Source organism: Allobosea thiooxidans, assembly GCF_900168195.1.
GTDB lineage: Bacteria > Pseudomonadota > Alphaproteobacteria > Rhizobiales > Beijerinckiaceae > Allobosea > Allobosea thiooxidans.
The window spans coordinates 301,963-319,866 of the sequence record NZ_FUYX01000005.1; the positions used below are offsets into that span (position 1 = coordinate 301,963).

The 17,904-nt window shown below is 67.6% G+C and carries 17 protein-coding genes and 1 pseudogene; 11 read left to right on the forward strand and 7 right to left on the reverse strand.

The window, feature by feature from the left end:
• Positions 1 to 98: 98 nt before the first annotated feature.
• Positions 99 to 619, reverse strand: a pseudogene (locus B5Y19_RS11960) (tyrosine-type recombinase/integrase).
• A 588-nt stretch (positions 620 to 1,207) separates the two neighbouring features.
• On the opposite strand from B5Y19_RS11960, the gene B5Y19_RS11965 reads away from it, so the two are divergent.
• The gene (locus B5Y19_RS11965; RefSeq protein WP_055727215.1) at positions 1,208 to 2,827 is read left to right on the forward strand and encodes a DUF1254 domain-containing protein; all 1,620 of its coding nucleotides are present in this window, start codon (positions 1,208 to 1,210) and stop codon (positions 2,825 to 2,827) included.
• A gap of 215 nt (positions 2,828 to 3,042) precedes the next feature.
• Here the strand turns inward: B5Y19_RS11965 and B5Y19_RS11970 are convergent, their stop codons facing one another.
• Complete coding sequence (locus B5Y19_RS11970; protein WP_055727214.1) at positions 3,043 to 3,600, reverse strand: L,D-transpeptidase; 558 nt, start codon at positions 3,598 to 3,600, stop codon at positions 3,043 to 3,045.
• Positions 3,601 to 3,791: 191 nt separating this feature from the next.
• Here B5Y19_RS11970 and B5Y19_RS11975 point away from each other — a divergent pair, with 191 nt between their 5' ends.
• Positions 3,792 to 4,307 carry an invasion associated locus B family protein gene (locus tag B5Y19_RS11975; RefSeq protein ID WP_055727213.1) on the forward strand — a complete coding sequence of 172 codons (516 nt, stop codon included), beginning with the start codon at positions 3,792 to 3,794 and terminating at the stop codon, positions 4,305 to 4,307.
• A 24-nt stretch (positions 4,308 to 4,331) separates the two neighbouring features.
• Here B5Y19_RS11975 and B5Y19_RS11980 read toward each other — a convergent pair whose 3' ends face one another.
• Both B5Y19_RS11980 and B5Y19_RS11985 read right to left on the reverse strand, forming a co-directional pair.
• Entirely contained in the window at positions 4,332 to 6,884 is a 2,553-nt protein-coding gene (locus B5Y19_RS11980) for a bifunctional acetate--CoA ligase family protein/GNAT family N-acetyltransferase (protein ID WP_055727212.1), read from the reverse strand.
• 113 nt (positions 6,885 to 6,997) lie between these two features.
• Complete coding sequence (locus tag B5Y19_RS11985; protein WP_244555569.1) at positions 6,998 to 7,687, reverse strand: GntR family transcriptional regulator; 690 nt, start codon at positions 7,685 to 7,687, stop codon at positions 6,998 to 7,000.
• A 162-nt stretch (positions 7,688 to 7,849) separates the two neighbouring features.
• On the opposite strand from B5Y19_RS11985, the gene B5Y19_RS11990 reads away from it, so the two are divergent.
• From B5Y19_RS11990 to B5Y19_RS12020, 8 genes are all read left to right on the forward strand, one after another.
• Positions 7,850 to 8,836, forward strand: coding sequence for a TRAP transporter substrate-binding protein (locus tag B5Y19_RS11990; RefSeq protein WP_055727210.1), 987 nt, complete (start codon positions 7,850 to 7,852; stop codon positions 8,834 to 8,836).
• A 155-nt stretch (positions 8,837 to 8,991) separates the two neighbouring features.
• Positions 8,992 to 9,552: a TRAP transporter small permease gene (locus B5Y19_RS11995; RefSeq protein WP_244555570.1), complete on the forward strand. Its 561-nt coding sequence runs from the start codon at positions 8,992 to 8,994 to the stop codon at positions 9,550 to 9,552.
• Between the two features lie 3 nt (positions 9,553 to 9,555).
• A complete protein-coding gene (locus tag B5Y19_RS12000; protein ID WP_055727208.1) occupies positions 9,556 to 10,836 on the forward strand; it encodes a TRAP transporter large permease in 1,281 nt (426 codons plus the stop codon).
• Between the two features lie 10 nt (positions 10,837 to 10,846).
• Positions 10,847 to 11,683 (forward strand): 5-dehydro-4-deoxy-D-glucuronate isomerase, encoded by an 837-nt coding sequence (gene kduI / locus B5Y19_RS12005; protein WP_055727207.1) that lies wholly within the window; start codon positions 10,847 to 10,849, stop codon positions 11,681 to 11,683.
• A complete protein-coding gene (gene kduD / locus B5Y19_RS12010; RefSeq protein WP_055727206.1) occupies positions 11,683 to 12,453 on the forward strand; it encodes a 2-dehydro-3-deoxy-D-gluconate 5-dehydrogenase KduD in 771 nt (256 codons plus the stop codon). The genes kduI and kduD overlap by 1 nt, the downstream gene beginning before the upstream one ends.
• A 10-nt stretch (positions 12,454 to 12,463) precedes the next feature.
• A complete protein-coding gene (locus B5Y19_RS12015) occupies positions 12,464 to 12,805 on the forward strand; it encodes a cupin domain-containing protein (RefSeq protein WP_055727342.1) in 342 nt (113 codons plus the stop codon).
• Between the two features lie 86 nt (positions 12,806 to 12,891).
• Positions 12,892 to 13,167, forward strand: coding sequence for a hypothetical protein (locus tag B5Y19_RS25675; RefSeq protein WP_139384362.1), 276 nt, complete (start codon positions 12,892 to 12,894; stop codon positions 13,165 to 13,167).
• Between the two features lie 107 nt (positions 13,168 to 13,274).
• Complete coding sequence (locus B5Y19_RS12020; RefSeq protein ID WP_055727205.1) at positions 13,275 to 13,553, forward strand: hypothetical protein; 279 nt, start codon at positions 13,275 to 13,277, stop codon at positions 13,551 to 13,553.
• Between the two features lie 13 nt (positions 13,554 to 13,566).
• On the opposite strand, the gene B5Y19_RS12025 is transcribed toward B5Y19_RS12020, so the two are convergent.
• Both B5Y19_RS12025 and B5Y19_RS12030 read right to left on the reverse strand, forming a co-directional pair.
• Positions 13,567 to 13,809 (reverse strand): DUF2934 domain-containing protein, encoded by a 243-nt coding sequence (locus tag B5Y19_RS12025; RefSeq protein WP_055727204.1) that lies wholly within the window; start codon positions 13,807 to 13,809, stop codon positions 13,567 to 13,569.
• Between the two features lie 117 nt (positions 13,810 to 13,926).
• Complete coding sequence (locus B5Y19_RS12030; protein ID WP_055727203.1) at positions 13,927 to 14,958, reverse strand: bile acid:sodium symporter family protein; 1,032 nt, start codon at positions 14,956 to 14,958, stop codon at positions 13,927 to 13,929.
• Between the two features lie 97 nt (positions 14,959 to 15,055).
• Between B5Y19_RS12030 and B5Y19_RS12035 the strand changes: the two genes are divergently transcribed.
• On the forward strand, positions 15,056 to 15,955 hold the full coding sequence (locus B5Y19_RS12035; RefSeq protein WP_055727202.1) for a LysR family transcriptional regulator: 900 nt from the start codon (positions 15,056 to 15,058) through the stop codon (positions 15,953 to 15,955).
• Here B5Y19_RS12035 and B5Y19_RS12040 read toward each other — a convergent pair.
• Complete coding sequence (locus B5Y19_RS12040; RefSeq protein WP_079591510.1) at positions 15,952 to 17,904, reverse strand: MacB family efflux pump subunit; 1,953 nt, start codon at positions 17,902 to 17,904, stop codon at positions 15,952 to 15,954. The two genes, B5Y19_RS12035 and B5Y19_RS12040, sit on opposite strands and share 4 nt — an antisense overlap.

Here is a 17,904-nt window from a genome sequence, read left to right on the forward strand (position 1 = left end):
GAGTCCTCCTGTCACGACGGCCTTGCCTGCCGGAAAGCAGACCTCCGCTGCGAGAGCTTTTGGGGATCGGACGACCCTCTGTCGCCGTTGGCCAATGTTCAGGATGGCACGGCGGGTGACCGCCGTGCCAAGTGCCATAGGTCCGTTTGCTCGGAAAGGAGCAGCGCGTCGTCAACCTCGATGCCAAGGTAGCGCAGGGTGCTTTCCAGCTTTGTATGGCCGAGAAGGAGCTGACAGGCGCGCAGGTTACCGGTGCGCTTGTAGATCAATGCGACCTTCGTTCGGCGGAGGCTGCGAGTTCCGTGGAGTGCTCTGGATCCAATCCAATCAAAGCCACCCAGGTGTCGAGGAGGCGGCCGTACTGGCGCGTTGTGATGTGATCGCCAGGCCGACTGCAGCTCGGGAAGAGCCAACTCTCTTCACGAGGGCCTCTCGTTCTGAGCCACGCCGTGAGTGCCTCGCGGGCGGGTTCGGTTAGCTCAAATGGGACCGGCCGTCCGGTCTTCTGTTGAACGATCGCCGTTCGTAAGCGAACCGTGCCTCCAAGGACGACATCGCCAACACGTAGGCGAACCAGGTCGCATCCCCGAAGCTTGCTGTCGATCGCGAGATTGAACATGGCGAGATCACGAGCACGCCCGTCATGCTGTAAGCGGGCTCGTATTGCCCAGATATGCTTCGGCTTCAGACGTGGTTTCGGTCCGATGATGCGCCCGGTTCCACGCCTGATGAATCAGCTGGTTCTGCGCTTGGATATCCGCAGCCGGTGGAGGATCACATGAGCGCCGCTCCCGTCATCCGCATGCCCGGACAGAAGAACGGAGTCATGCTGCGCGGCCGTCCCATGGCCTTCCTCGTCACCGGCGAGGATACGAGGCACACGAGCATGTTCGACTGGACGATCCCGGTGGGATTCGCCACCGACCTGCACGTCCAGCGCGTTCAGGAGGAGACTTTCTATGTCCTCGATGGCGAATGCGAATTGCCCACGCCGGCCGCCACAGCCTCGTCCCTGCCAGGCCGTCGGAATAAGCGCTGGAAAAATGACCAGGCGAAGAGGCTCGACGTCTCTCAGTATGGCGCGAAATGGCAAGCAGACGGCATGTCGCTGGCGCTAACCTCGGGCCGCGGTAGCGCTGATGGGGTTCGCCGAAGCCGCATCAGCGGACGACGGCTTTACTCCGCGTGCCTATGGAAGGGATTTCGAATGATCCGCCGAGCTTTGATCAGCGGCCTTGCCTGTGCTCTCGCGGCAGGCCCCGCATTCTCCGACGTATCGACCAAAACGGTGGAATCGCTGTCGGCGCCCGATGCGATCGAGACGCGAGCGGGCAAGCTAGAGTTCCGGGACGGAGCACCCACCGAAGAAACCGCGCGGAAGATCTACGACACCCTGGACTTCACCCGCGCGCTCAACGTCTACAACAACAGCTTCCGGGGCGCGTCCGCGCTCGCCATCGTCAAGGGGATGGAAGGGATCGGCGCCAAACCCGGCGATGTCATCATCTTCCCCGAGCTGATGGATTCGAGCTCGCTGTTCCTGACGGCCAATGCGGACACGATCTACTACATGGCCGGGCTCGACCTGAGCAAAGGCCCGGTCGTGATCGAGCAGCCGTCAGGCGGCATCGGCACGATCAACGACATGTGGTTTTCCTGGATCATCGATATCGGGGCGCCCGGGCCGGATCGCGGGCTCGGCGGAAAATATCTGGTCGTCGGCCCGGACTATCAGGGGGCGCTGCCGGAAGGCGGCTACTTCGTCGCCCGTGCGAAGACCAACTTCGCGCTCTATGCCGCGCGCGCCAACCTGATCGACAACAATCCGAAGCCGGCCGTCGACAACATCAAGCGCAACTTGAAGATCTATCCCTACCAACCCGGCGCTTTCGGCTCCAGCATCGCCCAGGCGCTCGACGGGTCCGTACGCATCGCCGCGGAGCCGAGGATTCCCGAGATGAAGTTCATCGAAGCTTCCGGGCGCTCGTTCAACACGATCCCGCCCAGCGACTTCGGCTTCTTCGAGATGATCAACGAGAACGTCCAGAGCCAGCCCGCCACCAGCTATGACATCGAGCTGGCGGGCCAGCTCGCCGCGATCGGGATCGTGCACGGCAAGGCGTTCAAGCCGGACGAGCGGATGAAGAGAATCCTGTCCGAAGCGGCCGCGGTGGGGCAGGCGACGGGCCGGGCGCTCAACTGGCGGTATGCGATGAAGCACCCCGAATGGGCCTATTACAAGGATTCCCACTGGGGCAGCATGCTGTGGGAAGGCGGCGCCTTCTTCGAAACGCCGCCGCCCCTGTTCGAGAAGGGAATGTTCAAGCCCTTGCCGCCGACCGGCGCCCGCACCCTGGATTCGCGCACGGCCTTCTACTACGGCTACACGCTCGATTCACCGGGCATGATCATGCGCATCCCCGGCGTCGGCTCGCAGTACCTGATGGGTTTCCTCGCCTCCGACGGCAAGCCTTTCGATGGCGCGAAGACCTACAAGGTGACCCTGCCCAAGGATGTTCCGGCGGCGGCGTTCTGGTCCTTCACGCTCTATGACAACCAGACGCGCTCGATGCTGCAAACGCCGCAGAAATATCCGCGTGCCGGCAGCCAGAGCTACCCGTCGCCCGCGGCCGAGGCGGCTGCCGACGGTACCACCACGGTTTATTTCAGCCCGACGCAGCCTAAGGGCGTCGCTCGTGGCAACTGGATTCAGACCGATCCCAAGAAGGGCTGGTTCACGATCCTGCGCCTCTACAGCCCGCTCCCGTCCTTCTTCGACAAGAGCTGGCGCCCAAGCGAGATCGAGCAGGTCGAGGCCGCCAGATAAGTCGATACGCCGAAATGAAGCACATGCGCCGACTGGGCGGGCGATACCGCCATCAGCTGGCGCATGTGGGGTTACAGCTTGGCCCGAGACCCTTTTCTCCTTCGGTCTGAGGGGGAACCATGGGTTTCATTTCCGGCCTCAGAGACCGGCTTTTCCAGCGAGGATTTGAGGGCGGACTCGGCGGGTGTCATGTTGCCGAGGGCCGATTTTCGCCGTCACCGCAGCACGACGACTTTGCCGCCAAGCCTGACCCGGTCGTACAGATCCACCACGTCGCGGTTGGTCATTCGGATGCAGCCCGACGAGACGGCCGCGCCGATCGTGGCGGGCTCGTTGGAGCCGTGGATGCGATAGAGGCTCGATCCGAGGTAGATCGCTCGCGCGCCCAACGGATTGTCCATCCCTCCGGGCATGTAGCGTGGCAAGTCCGGACGGCGCTTGAGCATCTGCGCGGGAGGCCTCCAGCTCGGCCATTCGCGTTTCATGGTGACGGTTTTGGTGCCCGACCAGCTGAAGCCTTGCCGTCCGACGCCGACGCCGTAGCGAAGCGCCTGTCCGTTTCCGAGGATGTAGTAGAGCCGCCGCTGGCTCGTCGAAATCACGATCGTGCCCGGAGCTTGCCTGCCGTTCCATGCCACGGTCCGGCGCGGAATCGGTTGCTCGCTGAAGATATTGAGAAAATCCGCAAGCCCGCGGCTGAGGGCGTTGTCGTAAGCGCTGGCAGGTGGCGAAAGCGCGAGAAGCGCAACGACGAGAACAATGGCGCGTAGCATGAATGCTCCTGCTGCGCCCCCCGCTGCCATCTAACGGAATGACAGCTGAACTGGTCAAGCCGGCCTTGCTGGGCGGCCTCGTCCGCCGCCCGGCGCACAGCCGATGCGCCGGATCGCCGCAGGAATCATGTCGCCATGTTTACGCCTCGGTAAGGCTCTCCTTTCAAGCCTGATCGCGAAAGGAGACACTGATGATCAGAACCGCGTTTTCGGCAGCCTGCCTGTCGTTCTTCGCCGTGTCAGCAGCTCATGCCGCGAATCCCACCTCGCTGGGACAGTTCAGCGCCTGGAATGCAGCCACTTTCGCCAAGGGCGATACACAATATTGCTTCATCATGAGCAGGCCGTCCGCCGAGGAACCATCGAGCTTGCGTCATGGCGAGGTGGTCTTCTTCGTCCAGACCGGCCAGAGCGGCAGCGAAACCGAATCGAGCTTCCAGACCGGCTACAACTTCGCCAAGGACTCGACTGTCACGATCACCATCGGCGACAATAATTTCCGCATGCTGACGCAGGGCAGCAATGCCTGGCTCGAGAACCTGGCGCGGGAGCCGGCGCTGCTCGCCGCCATGCGGGCAGGGCAGGACATGGTGCTGGAGGCGCAGTCCGCGCGCGGCAACACCACGACCTACACCTTCTCGCTCACGGGCGTGACCGCCGCCTCGCGCATGCTCGCGCGCTGCAATTCGGACGCGACGCAGAGCTAGGGCCGACATGGACGCGCCCGCCGATCAGCCGGTCGGTGGGCGGCCCGGCGCCGTGAGGTCGAGGCTGACGCGGCGCAGGGAGGTGTCGTCGGGATCGAGCGTGACCTCGAAGCCGAGGCTGCGGCAGAGCGCAAGCATCGGCCCGTTCTCGGCGAGGACCTGGGAATGGATGCGCTGCAGCTTCTCGGCTCGGCCCCATTCGATGATCAGGATCATCAGCTCGCGGCCGAGCCCCATGCCCTTGAGGTCGGAGCGCAGCAGGATGGCGTATTCCGCCGCGACATGGCCGTGATCGGCGTGGAGCCGGACTGCGCCGGCGGCGTCCCCCGTCGCTTCCTCGAAGGCGATGAAGGCCATCTCGCGCGCATAGTCGAGCTGGGTGAGATGGGCGAGGAAAGCGTGGCTGAAGCTCTTCAGCGGCGCGAAGAAGCGTAGCCGCAGATCCTCGGGCGTGACCCGCTTCAGCATCTCCCCGATTGCGACTTCGTCCTCCGGCTTGATCGGCCGTACGGCGAAGCGGCGCTCGCCCAGGGCCAGCTGGCGCGTCCAGCTCGCCGGATAGGGGCGGATTGCCGGGCGCCGGCGGCGCTGCGGATCGGGCTCGAGCACGATGCGCGCATCGACCGCGACAGCCCCGGTCGCATCGGCCAGGATCGGGTTGAGGTCGATTTCGCGGATCTCGGGCAGGTCCGAAGCCATCTGGCCGAGCGCGACCAGAACCGCCGCGACCGCCTGCCGGTCGGCTGCGGGAACGTCGCGATAGGCCGCCAGGATACGCGAGACGCGGGTGCGCGAGATCAAGCCTTCGGCCGAGGCCATGTCGAGCGGCGGCAGCGCGGCATGGATGTCGGCGATCAGCTCCGCCGCGGTGCCGCCGCGGCCGAAGACGACGACGGGGCCGAAACAGGCATCGGTGGCGAAGCCGGCGATCAGCTCGCGCGCCTTGGCGCGATGGGCCATGGGCTGGACGGAGAAGCCGCTCAGGCGCGCCTGCGGCCGCAGCTGGCGCAGCCGCTCGGCCATCTGCCCGGCGGCGGCGATGACCGCCGCCTCGCTCGCAAGGTCGAGTTCGACGCCGCCGACATCCGATTTATGCGGGACGTCCGGCGAAACGATCTTGAGCGCCACGGTTCGCCCGGCGGCGAAATGCGGGCGGGCCGCGGCGGCTGCGGCGGCAGCGTCGGCGACCACCACGGGCCTGAGCATGGGGATCCGGAACAGCGCCAGCAGGTCGGCGACTTCCTCCGGGTCGAGCCAGTGCCGGCCCTCGCCGAGCGCGCGCTCGACGATCGCCCGTGCCGCGGCGAGATCGGGCAGGTCGTCCTCGCCGTGCGAGGGCGGCGTCGCCATCAGTTCCGCCAGCAGCCGGGCGTGGCGCGTCAGGTGCTGGAAGCCGATGATGGCCTCGGTCTCCGTCGCGAAGGAAGGGATGCCGGCCGCCGCGAACAGCGCCACGGTCTCGGCGCCGGCGCCGACCCAGGCGGCGAGGACCGGCTTGCGCAGCGGCGCTGCGTCGCGCGCCCGGATGATCTCGCGGGCGCAGTCGGCGGGGTCGACCGGCGCGAGCGGGGCGTTGAGCGCCAGCACAGCGTCGACCTGTGGCTCGGCGAGGAGTTCCGCCGTCGCGGCATGGTATTCCGCAGCCGTCCGCACCAGCCGGGGTGCCGGCACTGCCGCTGCGCCGGGGATCTGGCGCAGGCGCCCGGCAGCGAGGGCCGCCAGCCCCTCGCCATTGCTGACGATGGCGAGCCGCCCAGCCTCGGCCGCGCGCGCCCGGCCGAGCGTCTCGGCGGCCGCGAAGAGCTCGTCGAGATCGTTGACGCGTAGCAGCCCGGCGCGGTGGAAGGCCGCGTCATGCGCCGCATCGCTCGTCACGATCAGCGCCGCATGGGTCAGCGCCGATCGTGGCGATACGGGCTTCGGCGGCTTCAGGACGAGGACCGGCTTGAGGCGCGCGGCCGCCCGTCCGGAGGACAGGAAGCGCGCCGCGTCCGAGACGTCGTCGATGGCGAGCAGGATCGAGCGGGTGAAGACGTCCGTGGCGAAGTGATCGAGGCAGTCGGCCACGTCGACATCGGCGCCTTCGCCGAGCACCACGGCTCCCGACAGGCCGATCTCGCGGCTCGCTGCCCAGGCCAGGATGCCGGCGGCGATGGAGTTCGACTGAGCCACCAGTGCCAGCGAGCCGGGCTGCGGGTGAACGGCGACGGCGGTCGCGTTCAGGCTGAGCCGCGGCGCGGCGATCCCGAGCGAATCGGGACCGACCAGCCTCAGGCCGGCTTCGCGTGCGGCCGCCCGCAGGACCGCGACGTCTTTGCCGCCGCCGTCCGGCACCAGGAGCCCGGCCGCGCCGGAAGGCCTCGCGGCGACGGCGGCTTCGGCTGCGACCGCGGCCGGGGCGATGACGAGATCGACCCCTGGCGGAAAGGCGGCGGTGTCGAGGCTGTCGAAGACGGCGAGGGGGCCGCGATAGGAGCCGGCACGGAGCTGGTCGGCCAGCAGGGCCGCTTCGGGCGATCCGGCGATCGCCACGATCGAGCGGGGTTCCAGCAGGCGCTTGAGCAGTGCGAGGGTCATCGGCCGTCCATTCGTCCGCGGCGCGACGCATGAAACAGGAAAGAGCCGGATTCGGCCATCCTTTCCGGCCGGTCCTCGTCGTCGCGCCCGCCCTGCGCTGCCAGGCCTGCCCGCTACTCGAACAGATCCGGATGCGCCGCCTCGGTCCGGGGCAGGGCGCGCAGGATCTCGGTCAGGTGATGCCGCATCGCGGCTTCGGCTCCGGTGGCGTCGCCGTCGTCGATCGCGGCCATGATCCTGCGATGCTGCAGCACCAGCGGCTGCATCGCCTCCGGTCCCGGCAGGGTGAGCTGGCAGACCCGGTCCATATGCGCCTTGATGTCCCGGATCGCCTCCCAGGCGAGCGGCATGCCGACGCCTTCGGTCAGCTCGATGTGGAACAGCTCGTCATAGCGCTGGAAGGCGGCGTGGTCGTCGCGCTGGGCCGCCTTCTCCTGCATCTCGAGCAGGTCGGCGATCCGCTGCCGGCTCTGGGCGGCGAAGGACAGGCAGGCCTGGCGGACGATCGCGACCTCGACCGCCTCCCGAACGAAGCGCGCCTCCATCATCTTGCGGACGGAGAACTTGACCACGACCGTGCCGCGCTGCGGCTGCACGTCGACGAGGCGGGTCTTGGCGAGCGCGATCAGCGCCTCGCGCACCGGCTGGCGCGAGACGCCGTATTTCAGCGCGATCTCCTGTTCGGACAGGCGCGTGCCGGGCGGCAGCTCGAGCGCGATGATCGCCCGGCGCAGTTCAGCCTCGACGCGCCCGGCCGCCGAGATGCCGGGGAAGGCGGCGGGCGCCGCCAACGAAAGACTCAAGTCAAACCCCTCCATGGTCTGTTGCGTACCATACAGCAACATACTACCATACAATCAATGCCGCAGCCAAGCACGGCGCTGCGGCAGAGCTTACGTCGGAAGCGCCATCGGACAAGCCGGCAAACGGCGAGGCGCTCGAAACCATTTGGGGAGAACGCATCGATGACCGCACGCCGCATTTTCTTTTCCCTGACCGCCGCCCTGGCCCTTTCGGCCGCGACGGCGGGCGCCGCTCTCGCGCAGAACGTGACGCTGCGATCGGCAGACATCCACCCGACCGACTACCCGACCGTCGAGGCGGTCCGCCACATGGGCAAGCTGCTCGAGGAGCGCAGCCAGGGCCGCATCAAGATCAACGTCTTTCACTCGGCCCAACTCGGCCAGGAGAAGGATACGATCGACCAGACGCGCTTCGGCGTCATCGACATGAACCGCATCAACATGGCGCCGTTCAACAACCTGATCCCGGCGACCAACATCCCTTCGCTGCCCTTCATCTTCCGCTCGGTCGAGCACATGCGGAAGGTCATGGACGGACCGATCGGCGACAATCTGCTGAAGGAGTTCGAGAAGCACGACCTCGTCGGCCTCGCCTTCTACGATTCCGGCTCGCGCTCGTTCTACAACTCCAAGCGCGCCATCAAGAGCCCGGCCGACATGAAGGGGCTGAAGATCCGCGTCCAGCAGTCGGACATGTTCGTCGCGCTGGTCTCGGCGCTCGGCGCCAACGCCACGCCGATGCCGTTCGGCGAGGTCTATTCGGCGCTCCAGACCGGCGTGATCGACGGCGCCGAGAACAACTGGCCGTCCTATGAATCGACGCGCCACTTCGAGGTTTCGAAGTACTATTCGCAGACCGAGCACTCGCTGTCGCCGGAGGCGCTGGTGATGTCGAAGAAGAGCTTCGCCAGGTTCAACGCCGCCGACCAGGCGCTGATCAAGGCCGCCGCGAAGGAATCCGTCGCCAAGATGCGCGAGCTCTGGGACGCGCGCGAGAAGGAGTCCGAGGCCAAGGTCAAGGCCGGCGGGGCGCAGATCAACGCGGTCGAGAAGCAGCCCTTCGTCGACGCGATGAAGCCGGTCTACGACAAGTTCGTCACCGATCCGAAGCTCAAGGAGATGGTCGCCGCCATCCAGGCGGTGAACTGAGCCTCGCTGAGGCGGGGCGGCTTTCGGGCCGCCCCGATTTCCAAAGCCCTCATCCTGAGGAGCGATCGCAGATCGCGTCTCGAAGGATGATCCAGAAACCACTGGAACCATCCTTCGAGACGCCGCTTCGCGGCTCCTCAGGATGAGGGCTCAGGATGAAACCCCGTATCCACGGACGCCCCATGCGCGCCTTCACCGCTTTCCTGACCCGCCTCGATGCCAAGCTCAGCCTGTTCGCCCTGGTCGCCGCCGGGACAGGCCTCGTCCTGATGACGGCGATGGTGGCCTGGGGCGTCTTCGGCCGCTATGTGCTGAACGACACGCCGATCTGGGTCGAGGCCGGATCGCTGTTCCTGATGTCCTGGTTCATCCTGCTCGGTGCCGCCGTCGGCGTGCGCGAGAGCGACCATCTCGGCTTCGAAGTGGGGCTGGTGCTGTCGCCGCCGCCGCTGCGCGCCGTCCTGATCGTGCTGGGCGAGGGGCTGGTCTGCCTCTTCGGCCTCGCCATGCTCGTCTATGGCGCCGAGCTCGCGATCGGCACCTGGAGCGACCGGATGCCGATCATCGGCATCTCGCGCGGCTGGGACTATGTCCCGATCGCGGCCGGCGGGGCGCTGATCGCGCTGTTCGCGCTGGAGAAGATCCTGCTCTTCGTCACGGGATCGCAGCAGGCGCCGCTCGGCTTCACCCATTTCGGCTCGGCGCAGGAAGTCTGAGCGATGGAACTCTGGGTTCTCTTCGGCGTCTTCGCGCTCCTGCTGCTGATCGGCGTGCCCGTCGCCTTCTGCCTCGGCATCGCCTCGATCGCGACCGTGGCCTATATGGGCCTGCCACCCGTCGTCGTCTTCCAACAGATGAATTCCGGCATGAACGCCTTCGCCATGATGGCGATCCCGTTCTTCATCTATGCCGGCGACCTGATGATCCGCGGCGGCATCGCCGAGCGGCTGATCCAGATGGCGGCGAGCCTCGTCGGCCATCTGCGCGGCGGGCTGGGGCAGGTGAACGTGGTCACCTGCACGCTGTTCGGCGGCATCTCCGGCTCGGCGGTTGCCGACGCCTCGGCGGTCGGCGGGCTGATGATCCCGCAGATGAAGAAGCGCGGCTACGACGCCGACTATGCGGTGAACGTCACCGCGAATGCGGCGATCATCGCGCTCTTGATCCCGCCCTCGCACAACATGATCATCTATTCGCTTTCGGCGGGCGGCAATCTCTCGATCGCGGACCTGTTCACGGCCGGTATCCTGCCGGGCCTGCTGCTCTGCGCTGCGCTGATGGTAGCCGCCTGGGCGGTCGCGGTGAAGCGCGGCTATCCACGCGAGGCCTTTCCGGGCTTCGCCACCGTCGGTCGCTACGTGGTGCTGGCGCTGCCCGGCATCCTGCTGATCGGCATCATCTTCGGCGGCGTCCGCTCCGGCGTCTTCACCGCGACCGAGTCCTCCTGCGTCGCGGTCGTCTACGCCATCCTCGTCACCATCTTCGTCTATCGCCAGCTCAGCTGGACGGCGTTCGTCGAAGCGACGCTCGGGGCCGTGCGGACGACCGCGATGGTGCTGCTGGTGATCGGCACGGCCGGCGCCTTCGGCTGGCTGATGGCCTTCCTGCAGGTGCCGCTGACGATGATCGCGGCGATGAAGGCCGTCTCCGACAACCCGATCGTGATCCTGCTGATGATCAACCTGATCCTGCTGGTGCTCGGCACCTTCATGGACATGGCGCCGATGATCATCATCTGCACGCCGATCTTCCTGCCGGTGGTGAAGGCCTTCGGCGTCGACCCGATCCATTTCGGCGTCATCCTGATCCTCAATGCCGGCATCGGGCTGAACACGCCGCCGGTCGGCTCGGTGCAGTTCGTCGCCTGCGCCATCGGCCGCATTTCCATCGGCGAGTCGATGCGTACGATCTGGCCCTTCTACGGCGCCAGCGTCGCCGTGCTCCTGCTCGTCACCTATGTGCCCGGCCTGTCGCTCTGGCTGCCGCGCCTGTTCCACTGAAGGACCGATCATGACCATCGAAATTCGCCAGGTTTCCCATCCCGAGGCCGTCAAGGGCTTCGACACGGCGGAGCTCAGGCGCCATTTCCTGATCGAGACGCTGTTCGCGCCCGGCGAGGTGAAGCTGACCTACAGCCATCTCGACCGCGTCGTCGTCGGCGGCGCCATGCCGACCGGCAAGGCGGTCGTGCTGCCGACGCCGAAGGCCGTCGGCACCGATGCCTTCCTCAAGCGGCGCGAGCTCGGCATCGTCAATGTCGGCGGGCCGGGCCGGGTTTCTGTCGGCGGCGAGGACTATGCTCTCGCCAAGCGCGATGCGCTCTATGTCGGCAAGGAGGCGGGCGAGGTCTCCTTCGCCAGCGACGATGCCGGCAACCCCGCCAAGTTCTACCTGCTCTCGACGCCGGCCCATGCCGTGCATCCGACCAAGGTGATCAAGGAGGCCGACGCCAAGACGATCGCGCTCGGCGAGCAGGCGACTGCCAACAAGCGCGTCATCCGCCAGTACATCATCCCGGGTGTCTGCGAGACCTGCCAGCTCGTGATGGGCGTGACCACGCTGGAGGAGGGCAGCATCTGGAACACCATGCCTGCGCATGTCCATGACCGGCGCTGCGAGGTCTATCTCTATTTCGACGTCCCCACTGACGCCCGCGTCTTCCATCTGATGGGCGAGCCGCAGGAGACCCGGCACCTCGTCGTCGCCAATGAGCAGGCGATCCTCTCGCCGGGCTGGTCGATCCATTCCGGTGTCGGGACGAAGGCCTATTCCTTCATCTGGGGCATGGGCGGCGACAATGTCGACTACACCGACATGGACATGGTCGCGACCGGGGACCTGCGCTGATGTCCTCGCTTTTCGACTTGTGCGGCCGGACCGCGATCGTCACCGGGGCCAATACGGGCCTCGGTCAGGCGATCGCGGTCGCGCTCGCCCGGGCCGGCGCCGGCATCGTCGCGGTTGGCCGTTCCAGCATGGCCGAGACGAAGGCGCTGGTCGCGGAGACGGCCAGGCCCTTCCATGAGATCAGCGCCGACCTCGCGACGCTGGAGCCGATCGCGCGGATCGTCGCGGAGGCGGAGGCCGCCGCGCAGGCCGACGGATCCCGGCTCGACATTCTGGTCAACAATGCCGGCATCATCCGCCGGGCCGATGCGATCGACTTCACCGAGGCCGACTGGGACGCGGTGATGGACGTCAACCTGAAGTCGACCTTCTTCCTGACCCAGGCCGTGGCCAGGCGCATGCTCGCCGACGGCAAGGGCGGCAAGGTCGTCAACATCGCCTCGCTGCTCGCCTTCCAGGGCGGCATCCGCATCCCCTCCTACACCGCCTCTAAGAGCGGGCTTGCCGGGCTGACGCGGTTGCTCGCCTGCGAATGGGCGGGGAAGGGCATCAACGTCAACGCCATCGCGCCTGGCTATTTCGTGACCAACAACACGGAAGCCCTGCGCGCCGATCCGGAGCGCAATGCTGCGATCCTGGGCCGCATCCCGGCGGGGCATTGGGGGCAGCCGCAGGAGCTGGGCGGGGCGGCGGTGTTCCTCGCTTCCGATGCCGCCGCCTATGTCCATGGCGTCGTCCTGCCGGTCGATGGCGGCTGGCTCGCGCGCTGAGGAGGCCGAGATGGACCGCAGGAACGAACCCTTCGCCCGCGACGCCGACCTTGGCTGGGAGCCGGCCGGCGAAGGCGTGACGCGCAAGATCCTGACCTATCGCGACGAGGTGATGATGGTGCGGGTGCGGTTCGAAGCCGGTGCCGTCGGCCCGGCGCACAGCCATCCGCATATCCAGTGCTCGCTGGTCGAAAGCGGCGTCTTCGAGATCACGATCTCCGGGCGGACCGAGCGGCTGCGGGCCGGCGACAGCTTCACCGTGCCGCCCGGCGCCGTGCATGGCGCGAAGGCGCTCGAAGCCGGGGTTCTGGTCGATGTGTTCACGCCGATGAGGGCGGATTTCGTCTCCTGAAGGCTTCAGGCGCGGTAGCTGTGGTTTGCCCCTTGCGTCGGGAGGGAGGTAGCCTTGCGAGCCCGAATCAATCCGGAGAGAAACTCATGGAGCGACGTAGGTTCATTCTCGGCATCTTCGCGCTGTCGGCCGGAGCTGCCATTGCCGGCACCGGCGAGGCGCAGGCGGCACCCGCCGCGCAGGCAGCAGAACCGGTTCGTGGAGCGGCTCCCGCTGCACCTGCACTGAGCCTTCCCGACGGGACGCCGGTGGAGCAGGCCCAGTATTGGCGGCGGCGTCCGCGACGCAGGCGCCAGGTCTGCACCATTCGCCGCGGTCGGTACGGCCGCCGGGTGCGTGTCTGCCGCTGGGTCTGGTACTGACGTTACCGCCGCCCAAGGCGGATTTCAGCGGACCTTCCTCAAGACCAATCCGCGTCACTTCTCCGGCGAGGCGAAGCGCCTCGCCGCCAGGACCAGGAACGGAGATCATGATCAGGACTACTCTCGTCGTCGGCGGGCTCGCCATCCTCATGGCCGGCTGCGTCTCGCAGGGCCGCCCGCCCGTTCCGCAAGCCGCGGCCGGCAAGCAGATCATGCGCGACGGCGCACAACTCGCCCTGCCGGATGGCACGCGCGTCACCCCGGATTCGACCGGCGGCTTCCTCCTGCCCAATGGCGACTATGTGAAGCGCGATCGTTCCGGCGCGCTGGTGCTGCCGACCGGGGCGCGCTGCGCTCCCAATGCCGGCGGCTATGTCTGCCCCTGACGGACGCTGATCCTCAGGCCATCTGCCGGCGCGTCCCGCCGCCCGCGCTCCGGCCGGCGGAAGCCGATTTGTCGGCCCGCTGCTGACGGGGGGATTCCCCCTCGTCATCCGTCAACACATGGTTATGGCTGCGGAAGGCCCAGATTTCCTTGGCCGCTTCCCAATGCTCGCGGTCGCGGCCTTCCGGCTGGCCGTCCTTCAGCCACAGGGCGTAGGCGATCTTCCTGATCTCGCGCTGGGATTTCTCGTCCTGCATGCCTGGTCTCCATGATCGCTCCCCGTCCGCGGCGGGGAATCCTGGTTTCAGCCCATGCACGGATGGCCGTGCAGGAGATCAACCGCCAGGCGCGGCATGGGTTCCAGGCGCGGATGTCTATCGCGCGCCCGCGGCTGAAGGACTGGCGACGGCCGGGATGGACGCGGCGGTGCCTTCCGGCTCGGAGCGCCGGGCGTAACGCTGTGCCAGCACGGCGCAAGCGACGAGCTGAGCCTGATGGAACAGCATCAGCGGCAGCACGATCAGGCCGAGCGCCTGCCCGGGGAACAGGATGTTCGCCATCGGGATGCCGCTCGCCATGCTCTTCTTCGAGCCGCAGAAGACGATGGCTATCTCGTCCTCCTTCGAGAAGCCGAGGCGGCGGCTGGCGAGGGTGGTGGTCACCAGTACGGCCGCGAGCAGGGCGAGGCCGAGCAGGCTGACGAGGGCGAGGTCGCCGAGCGTGACCTGGGACCAGATGCCGGCCACCATGCCTTCGCTGAAGGCGGCATAGACGACGAGCAGGATCGAGCCGCGATCGACCAGCGAGAGCGGCGCCTTGTGGCGCTGCAGAAAGGGGCCGATCCAGCGGCGCAGCAGCTGGCCGGCGACGAAGGGCAGCAGGAGCTGCAGGGCGATGTTCTCGATCGCCTGGGTGCTGAAGCCGCCGCCCTTGGAATCGAGCAGCAGCACGACGAGCAGCGGCGTCAGCACCATGCCGAAGAGGTTGGAGACCGAGGCGCTGCACAAGGCGGCGGCGACATTGCCGCGCGCGATCCCGGTGAAGGCGATCGAGGACTGCACGGTCGAGGGCAGGATGCAGAGGAAGATCAGCCCGGCGACGAGCTCGCGCGGCAGCCAGCCGCCGAAGGTGCGGGCCAGGACGAGCCCGAGCAGCGGGAAGAGCACATAGGTGCTGGCGAAGACCAGCGACTGCAGGCGCCAGTGCAGCAGCCCCTCCCACACTGCCAGCGGCGACAGCCGCGCGCCGTAGAGGAAGAACAGCAGGGCGACGGCCACCGACACGGCGCCATTGGCGACCGTGGCGCCGACGCCATGGGCCGGCAGCACCGCGGCGACCGCGACCGTCGCCATGAGCGCGATGAGATAGGCGTCGATGCCGAAGCGGGCGAGGGTGCGGCGGATCATCTGCGGTCCTTCCAGTGAAGCGCCGCCTTCTAATCCGTTTCCGGATCATTTTGATCCGGACTGGACATGATATCGCTCATCATGAATTGTGATAATCATGAATTCGGACATCAAGCCGCTCGACCCGGTCCTGCTGCTGAGCTTCCTCAAGGTCTGCGAGACGCTGAGCTTCACGGAGGCCGCGCGCCAGCTCGGGCTGCGCCAATCCTCGGTCAGCCAGCATGTCGCCCGGCTGGAGCGGCGGGTTGGGCGAAGGCTGCTGGAGCGCGACACGCATGAGGTGCGCCCGACGCCGGATGGCGACGCCATCCTGCCCTTCGCGCGGGAGGCGCTCGAGGCGGGGCGGCGGATCGAGCGTTACCTCAGGGGCTCGACGCTGCGCGGGCGGCTCAGGCTCGGGGTGTCCGAGGATTTCGCCTATACGGCGTTGCCGGAGATCCTCGCCGAATTCGCCATGCAGCACCATGCGGTGGATCTGGAGCTGACGGTGGGCCTGAGCGGCCTGCTCTACGAGCAATACGATGCCGGCGATCTCGACCTGATCTTCGCCAAGCGCCGCAAGGGTGATGCGCGTGGCGAGGTCGCCTGGCAGGAGCGTCTGGTCTGGGTTGGACGTCCCGGCATGCGGCTGGCGGAGCAGCGCGAGGTGCCGCTGGTGCTCTACCCGCCGCCGAGCATCACGCGCATCCATGCGATCGAGACGCTGGAGCAGGCCGGGCGGGCCTGGCGCGTCGCCTGCACCAGCGGCAGTCTCGCCGGCCTGCGCGCGGCGACGGTGGCCGGGCTCGGCATTACCGCGCATTCGGCCCGGCTGATCCCGCCCGGCCTCGCCGAGGTCGAGCCGCCCGAGGTGCTGCCGGAGCTCGGGACGATCGAATTCGTCGTCATCGGCGGCCAGTCGCATCAGGAGGCGGCGCGGGCGCTGGCTGCCACCATCCTGTCGGGAGCGGGCCGCCTCCTGCCGGAGGCGCCCTTGCGGCGCGGCCGAAAGGGCTAGTCCCGCGCCAGCGCGGCGACCGGGTCGAGCCTCGCGGCATTGCGGGCCGGCAGGAAGCCGAAGGTCAGGCCGATCAGCGTCGAACAGGCGATGGCCGCGGCGAAGGCCTCGCCGGAATAGATGAAGCTCAGCTGCGAGCCCGAAGCCTCGAAAAGGAAGCCGACCGCGAGCGCCAGCGCGATGCCGAGTGCGCCACCGATGAAGCAGACCAGCGAGGCCTCGATCAGGAATTGCTGCAGGATGTCGCTGCGGCGCGCGCCGACGGCCATGCGCAGGCCGATCTCGCTGGTGCGCTCGATCACCGAGACCAGCATGATGTTCATCACCCCGATGCCGCCGACGAGCAGCGAGATCACCGCGATCGAGGAGATCATCAGCGTCATCGTCTGTGTGGTGCTGGTGATGGTGTTGCGGATCTCGTCCTGGTTCAGGATGAAGAAGTCCTTGGCGCGGTGGCGGTGGGTCAGGAGTTCCGTCACGGCCTCCTGCGCAGCGGCCATCGGCGTCTCGTCGTCGACGCGCAGGGTGATGCTGCGCAGCGAGAGATCGCCGAGGAAGCGGCCCTGCACGGTGGTGTAGGGCAGGAAGACCTGCGGGTTCTGGCTGCCGCCGAAGCCGCCCTGCTGCTGGCGGATGACGCCGACGATCCGGCTCGGCACGGAGCCGATCAGGATCACGGTGCCGACGGGGTCGGCGGGGCCCTGCGGGAACAGCACGCTGCGCGCGTTCTCGTCGATCACGACGTCCTGCGCGAGGGTGCGGACATCGGCCGTGTCGAAGAAGGAACCATGCGTCAGCACGCTGCCGCGCACGTCGAAATAGCGCTCGCTGACGCCGTTGACCTGCGCCGTCGCCTCGACATTGCCGAAGCGGACCGTGGCGCTGGTCGTCACCGTCGGTGTCACGCTCGCCGCGTAGGGCTGGCCGGCGAGCACCTGGGCGTCGAGCACGGTCAGCGTCTTCACCCGGCCGGAGCGCAGATCGCCGAAGCCGGCGCCGGGGAAGATCTCGAGGGTGTTGGTGCCGAGGCCGGAGATGTTCTGGAGCACGCGCTGCCGCGCGCCTTCGCCGAGCGCGACGACGCTGACCACGGCGGCGATGCCGATGACGATGCCGAGCATGGTCAGCGTCGTGCGCAGCTTGTGGGCGGTCATGGCCCGCACCGCCATGCCGAACGCCTCCCGGAGCCGGCCGAGCCCGGCGCGCAGGCGCCCGGCCGGCGGCGGCACCGGGGAGGGCGGCGGCATCTTCTCCGAGCCCGGCGCGGTGCGCCGGTCGGCGACGATCCGGCCGTCGCTCAGCTCGATGATCCGGTGGGCCCGGTTGGCGACGTTCATGTCGTGGGTGACGAGGATGACCGTGTGGCCCTCGCGGTTGAGCTCCTCGATCAGGGCGAGCATCTCCTCGCCGCTCTTGCGGTCGAGCGCGCCGGTCGGCTCGTCGGCGAGGAGGACGCGGGCACCGTTCATCAGCGCGCGCGCCACCGAGACGCGCTGCTGCTGGCCGCCGGAGAGCTCGGAAGGCCGGTGCGTCATGCGGCTGCCGAGGCCAAGCCGGTCGAGCAGCATGGCGGCGCGGCTCTGGCGCGGGCCGGGCGGGATGCCGGCATAGATCGCCGGCACCTCGACATTGGCGAGCGCCGTCAGTTCGGAGAGCAGATGATAGCGCTGGAAGACGAAGCCGAAATATTCGCGCCGGAGCCGGGCGAGCTCGTCGGGATCGAGTTCCCGCGTCGGGCGGCCGTCGATCTCGTAGCTGCCGCCGGTCGGCCGGTCGAGGCAGCCGATGATGTTCATCAGCGTCGACTTGCCGGAGCCGGACTGGCCGACGATCGCGACCATCTCGCCGGCCTCGATCACGAGGTCGGCGCCGTCGAGCGCGGCGACGGTCGCCTCGCCCGTGCCGAAGTCGCGCCGGACGCCCGCGAGACGGATGAGCGGCACGCCCAT

Excerpts from the sequence above, each read along its gene's own strand:
- B5Y19_RS11990 (WP_055727210.1), top strand. The coding sequence starts at position 7,850 with ATGACCGCACGCCGCATTTTCTTTTCCCTGACCGCCGCCCTGGCCCTT.
- B5Y19_RS12020 (WP_055727205.1), top strand. The coding sequence starts at position 13,275 with ATGATCAGGACTACTCTCGTCGTCGGCGGGCTCGCCATCCTCATGGCC.
- B5Y19_RS11970 (WP_055727214.1), bottom strand. The coding sequence starts at position 3,600 with ATGCTACGCGCCATTGTTCTCGTCGTTGCGCTTCTCGCGCTTTCGCCA.
- B5Y19_RS12035 (WP_055727202.1), top strand. The coding sequence starts at position 15,056 with ATGAATTCGGACATCAAGCCGCTCGACCCGGTCCTGCTGCTGAGCTTC.
- B5Y19_RS12030 (WP_055727203.1), bottom strand. The coding sequence starts at position 14,958 with ATGATCCGCCGCACCCTCGCCCGCTTCGGCATCGACGCCTATCTCATC.
- B5Y19_RS11980 (WP_055727212.1), bottom strand. The coding sequence starts at position 6,884 with ATGACCCTCGCACTGCTCAAGCGCCTGCTGGAACCCCGCTCGATCGTG.
- kduD (WP_055727206.1), top strand. The coding sequence starts at position 11,683 with ATGTCCTCGCTTTTCGACTTGTGCGGCCGGACCGCGATCGTCACCGGG.
- B5Y19_RS11995 (WP_244555570.1), top strand. The coding sequence starts at position 8,992 with ATGAAACCCCGTATCCACGGACGCCCCATGCGCGCCTTCACCGCTTTC.
- B5Y19_RS12040 (WP_079591510.1), bottom strand. The coding sequence starts at position 17,904 with ATGGGCGTGCCGCTCATCCGTCTCGCGGGCGTCCGGCGCGACTTCGGC.
- B5Y19_RS25675 (WP_139384362.1), top strand. The coding sequence starts at position 12,892 with ATGGAGCGACGTAGGTTCATTCTCGGCATCTTCGCGCTGTCGGCCGGA.
- B5Y19_RS12025 (WP_055727204.1), bottom strand. The coding sequence starts at position 13,809 with ATGCAGGACGAGAAATCCCAGCGCGAGATCAGGAAGATCGCCTACGCC.
- kduI (WP_055727207.1), top strand. The coding sequence starts at position 10,847 with ATGACCATCGAAATTCGCCAGGTTTCCCATCCCGAGGCCGTCAAGGGC.
- B5Y19_RS11975 (WP_055727213.1), top strand. The coding sequence starts at position 3,792 with ATGATCAGAACCGCGTTTTCGGCAGCCTGCCTGTCGTTCTTCGCCGTG.
- B5Y19_RS11965 (WP_055727215.1), top strand. The coding sequence starts at position 1,208 with ATGATCCGCCGAGCTTTGATCAGCGGCCTTGCCTGTGCTCTCGCGGCA.
- B5Y19_RS12000 (WP_055727208.1), top strand. The coding sequence starts at position 9,556 with ATGGAACTCTGGGTTCTCTTCGGCGTCTTCGCGCTCCTGCTGCTGATC.
- B5Y19_RS12015 (WP_055727342.1), top strand. The coding sequence starts at position 12,464 with ATGGACCGCAGGAACGAACCCTTCGCCCGCGACGCCGACCTTGGCTGG.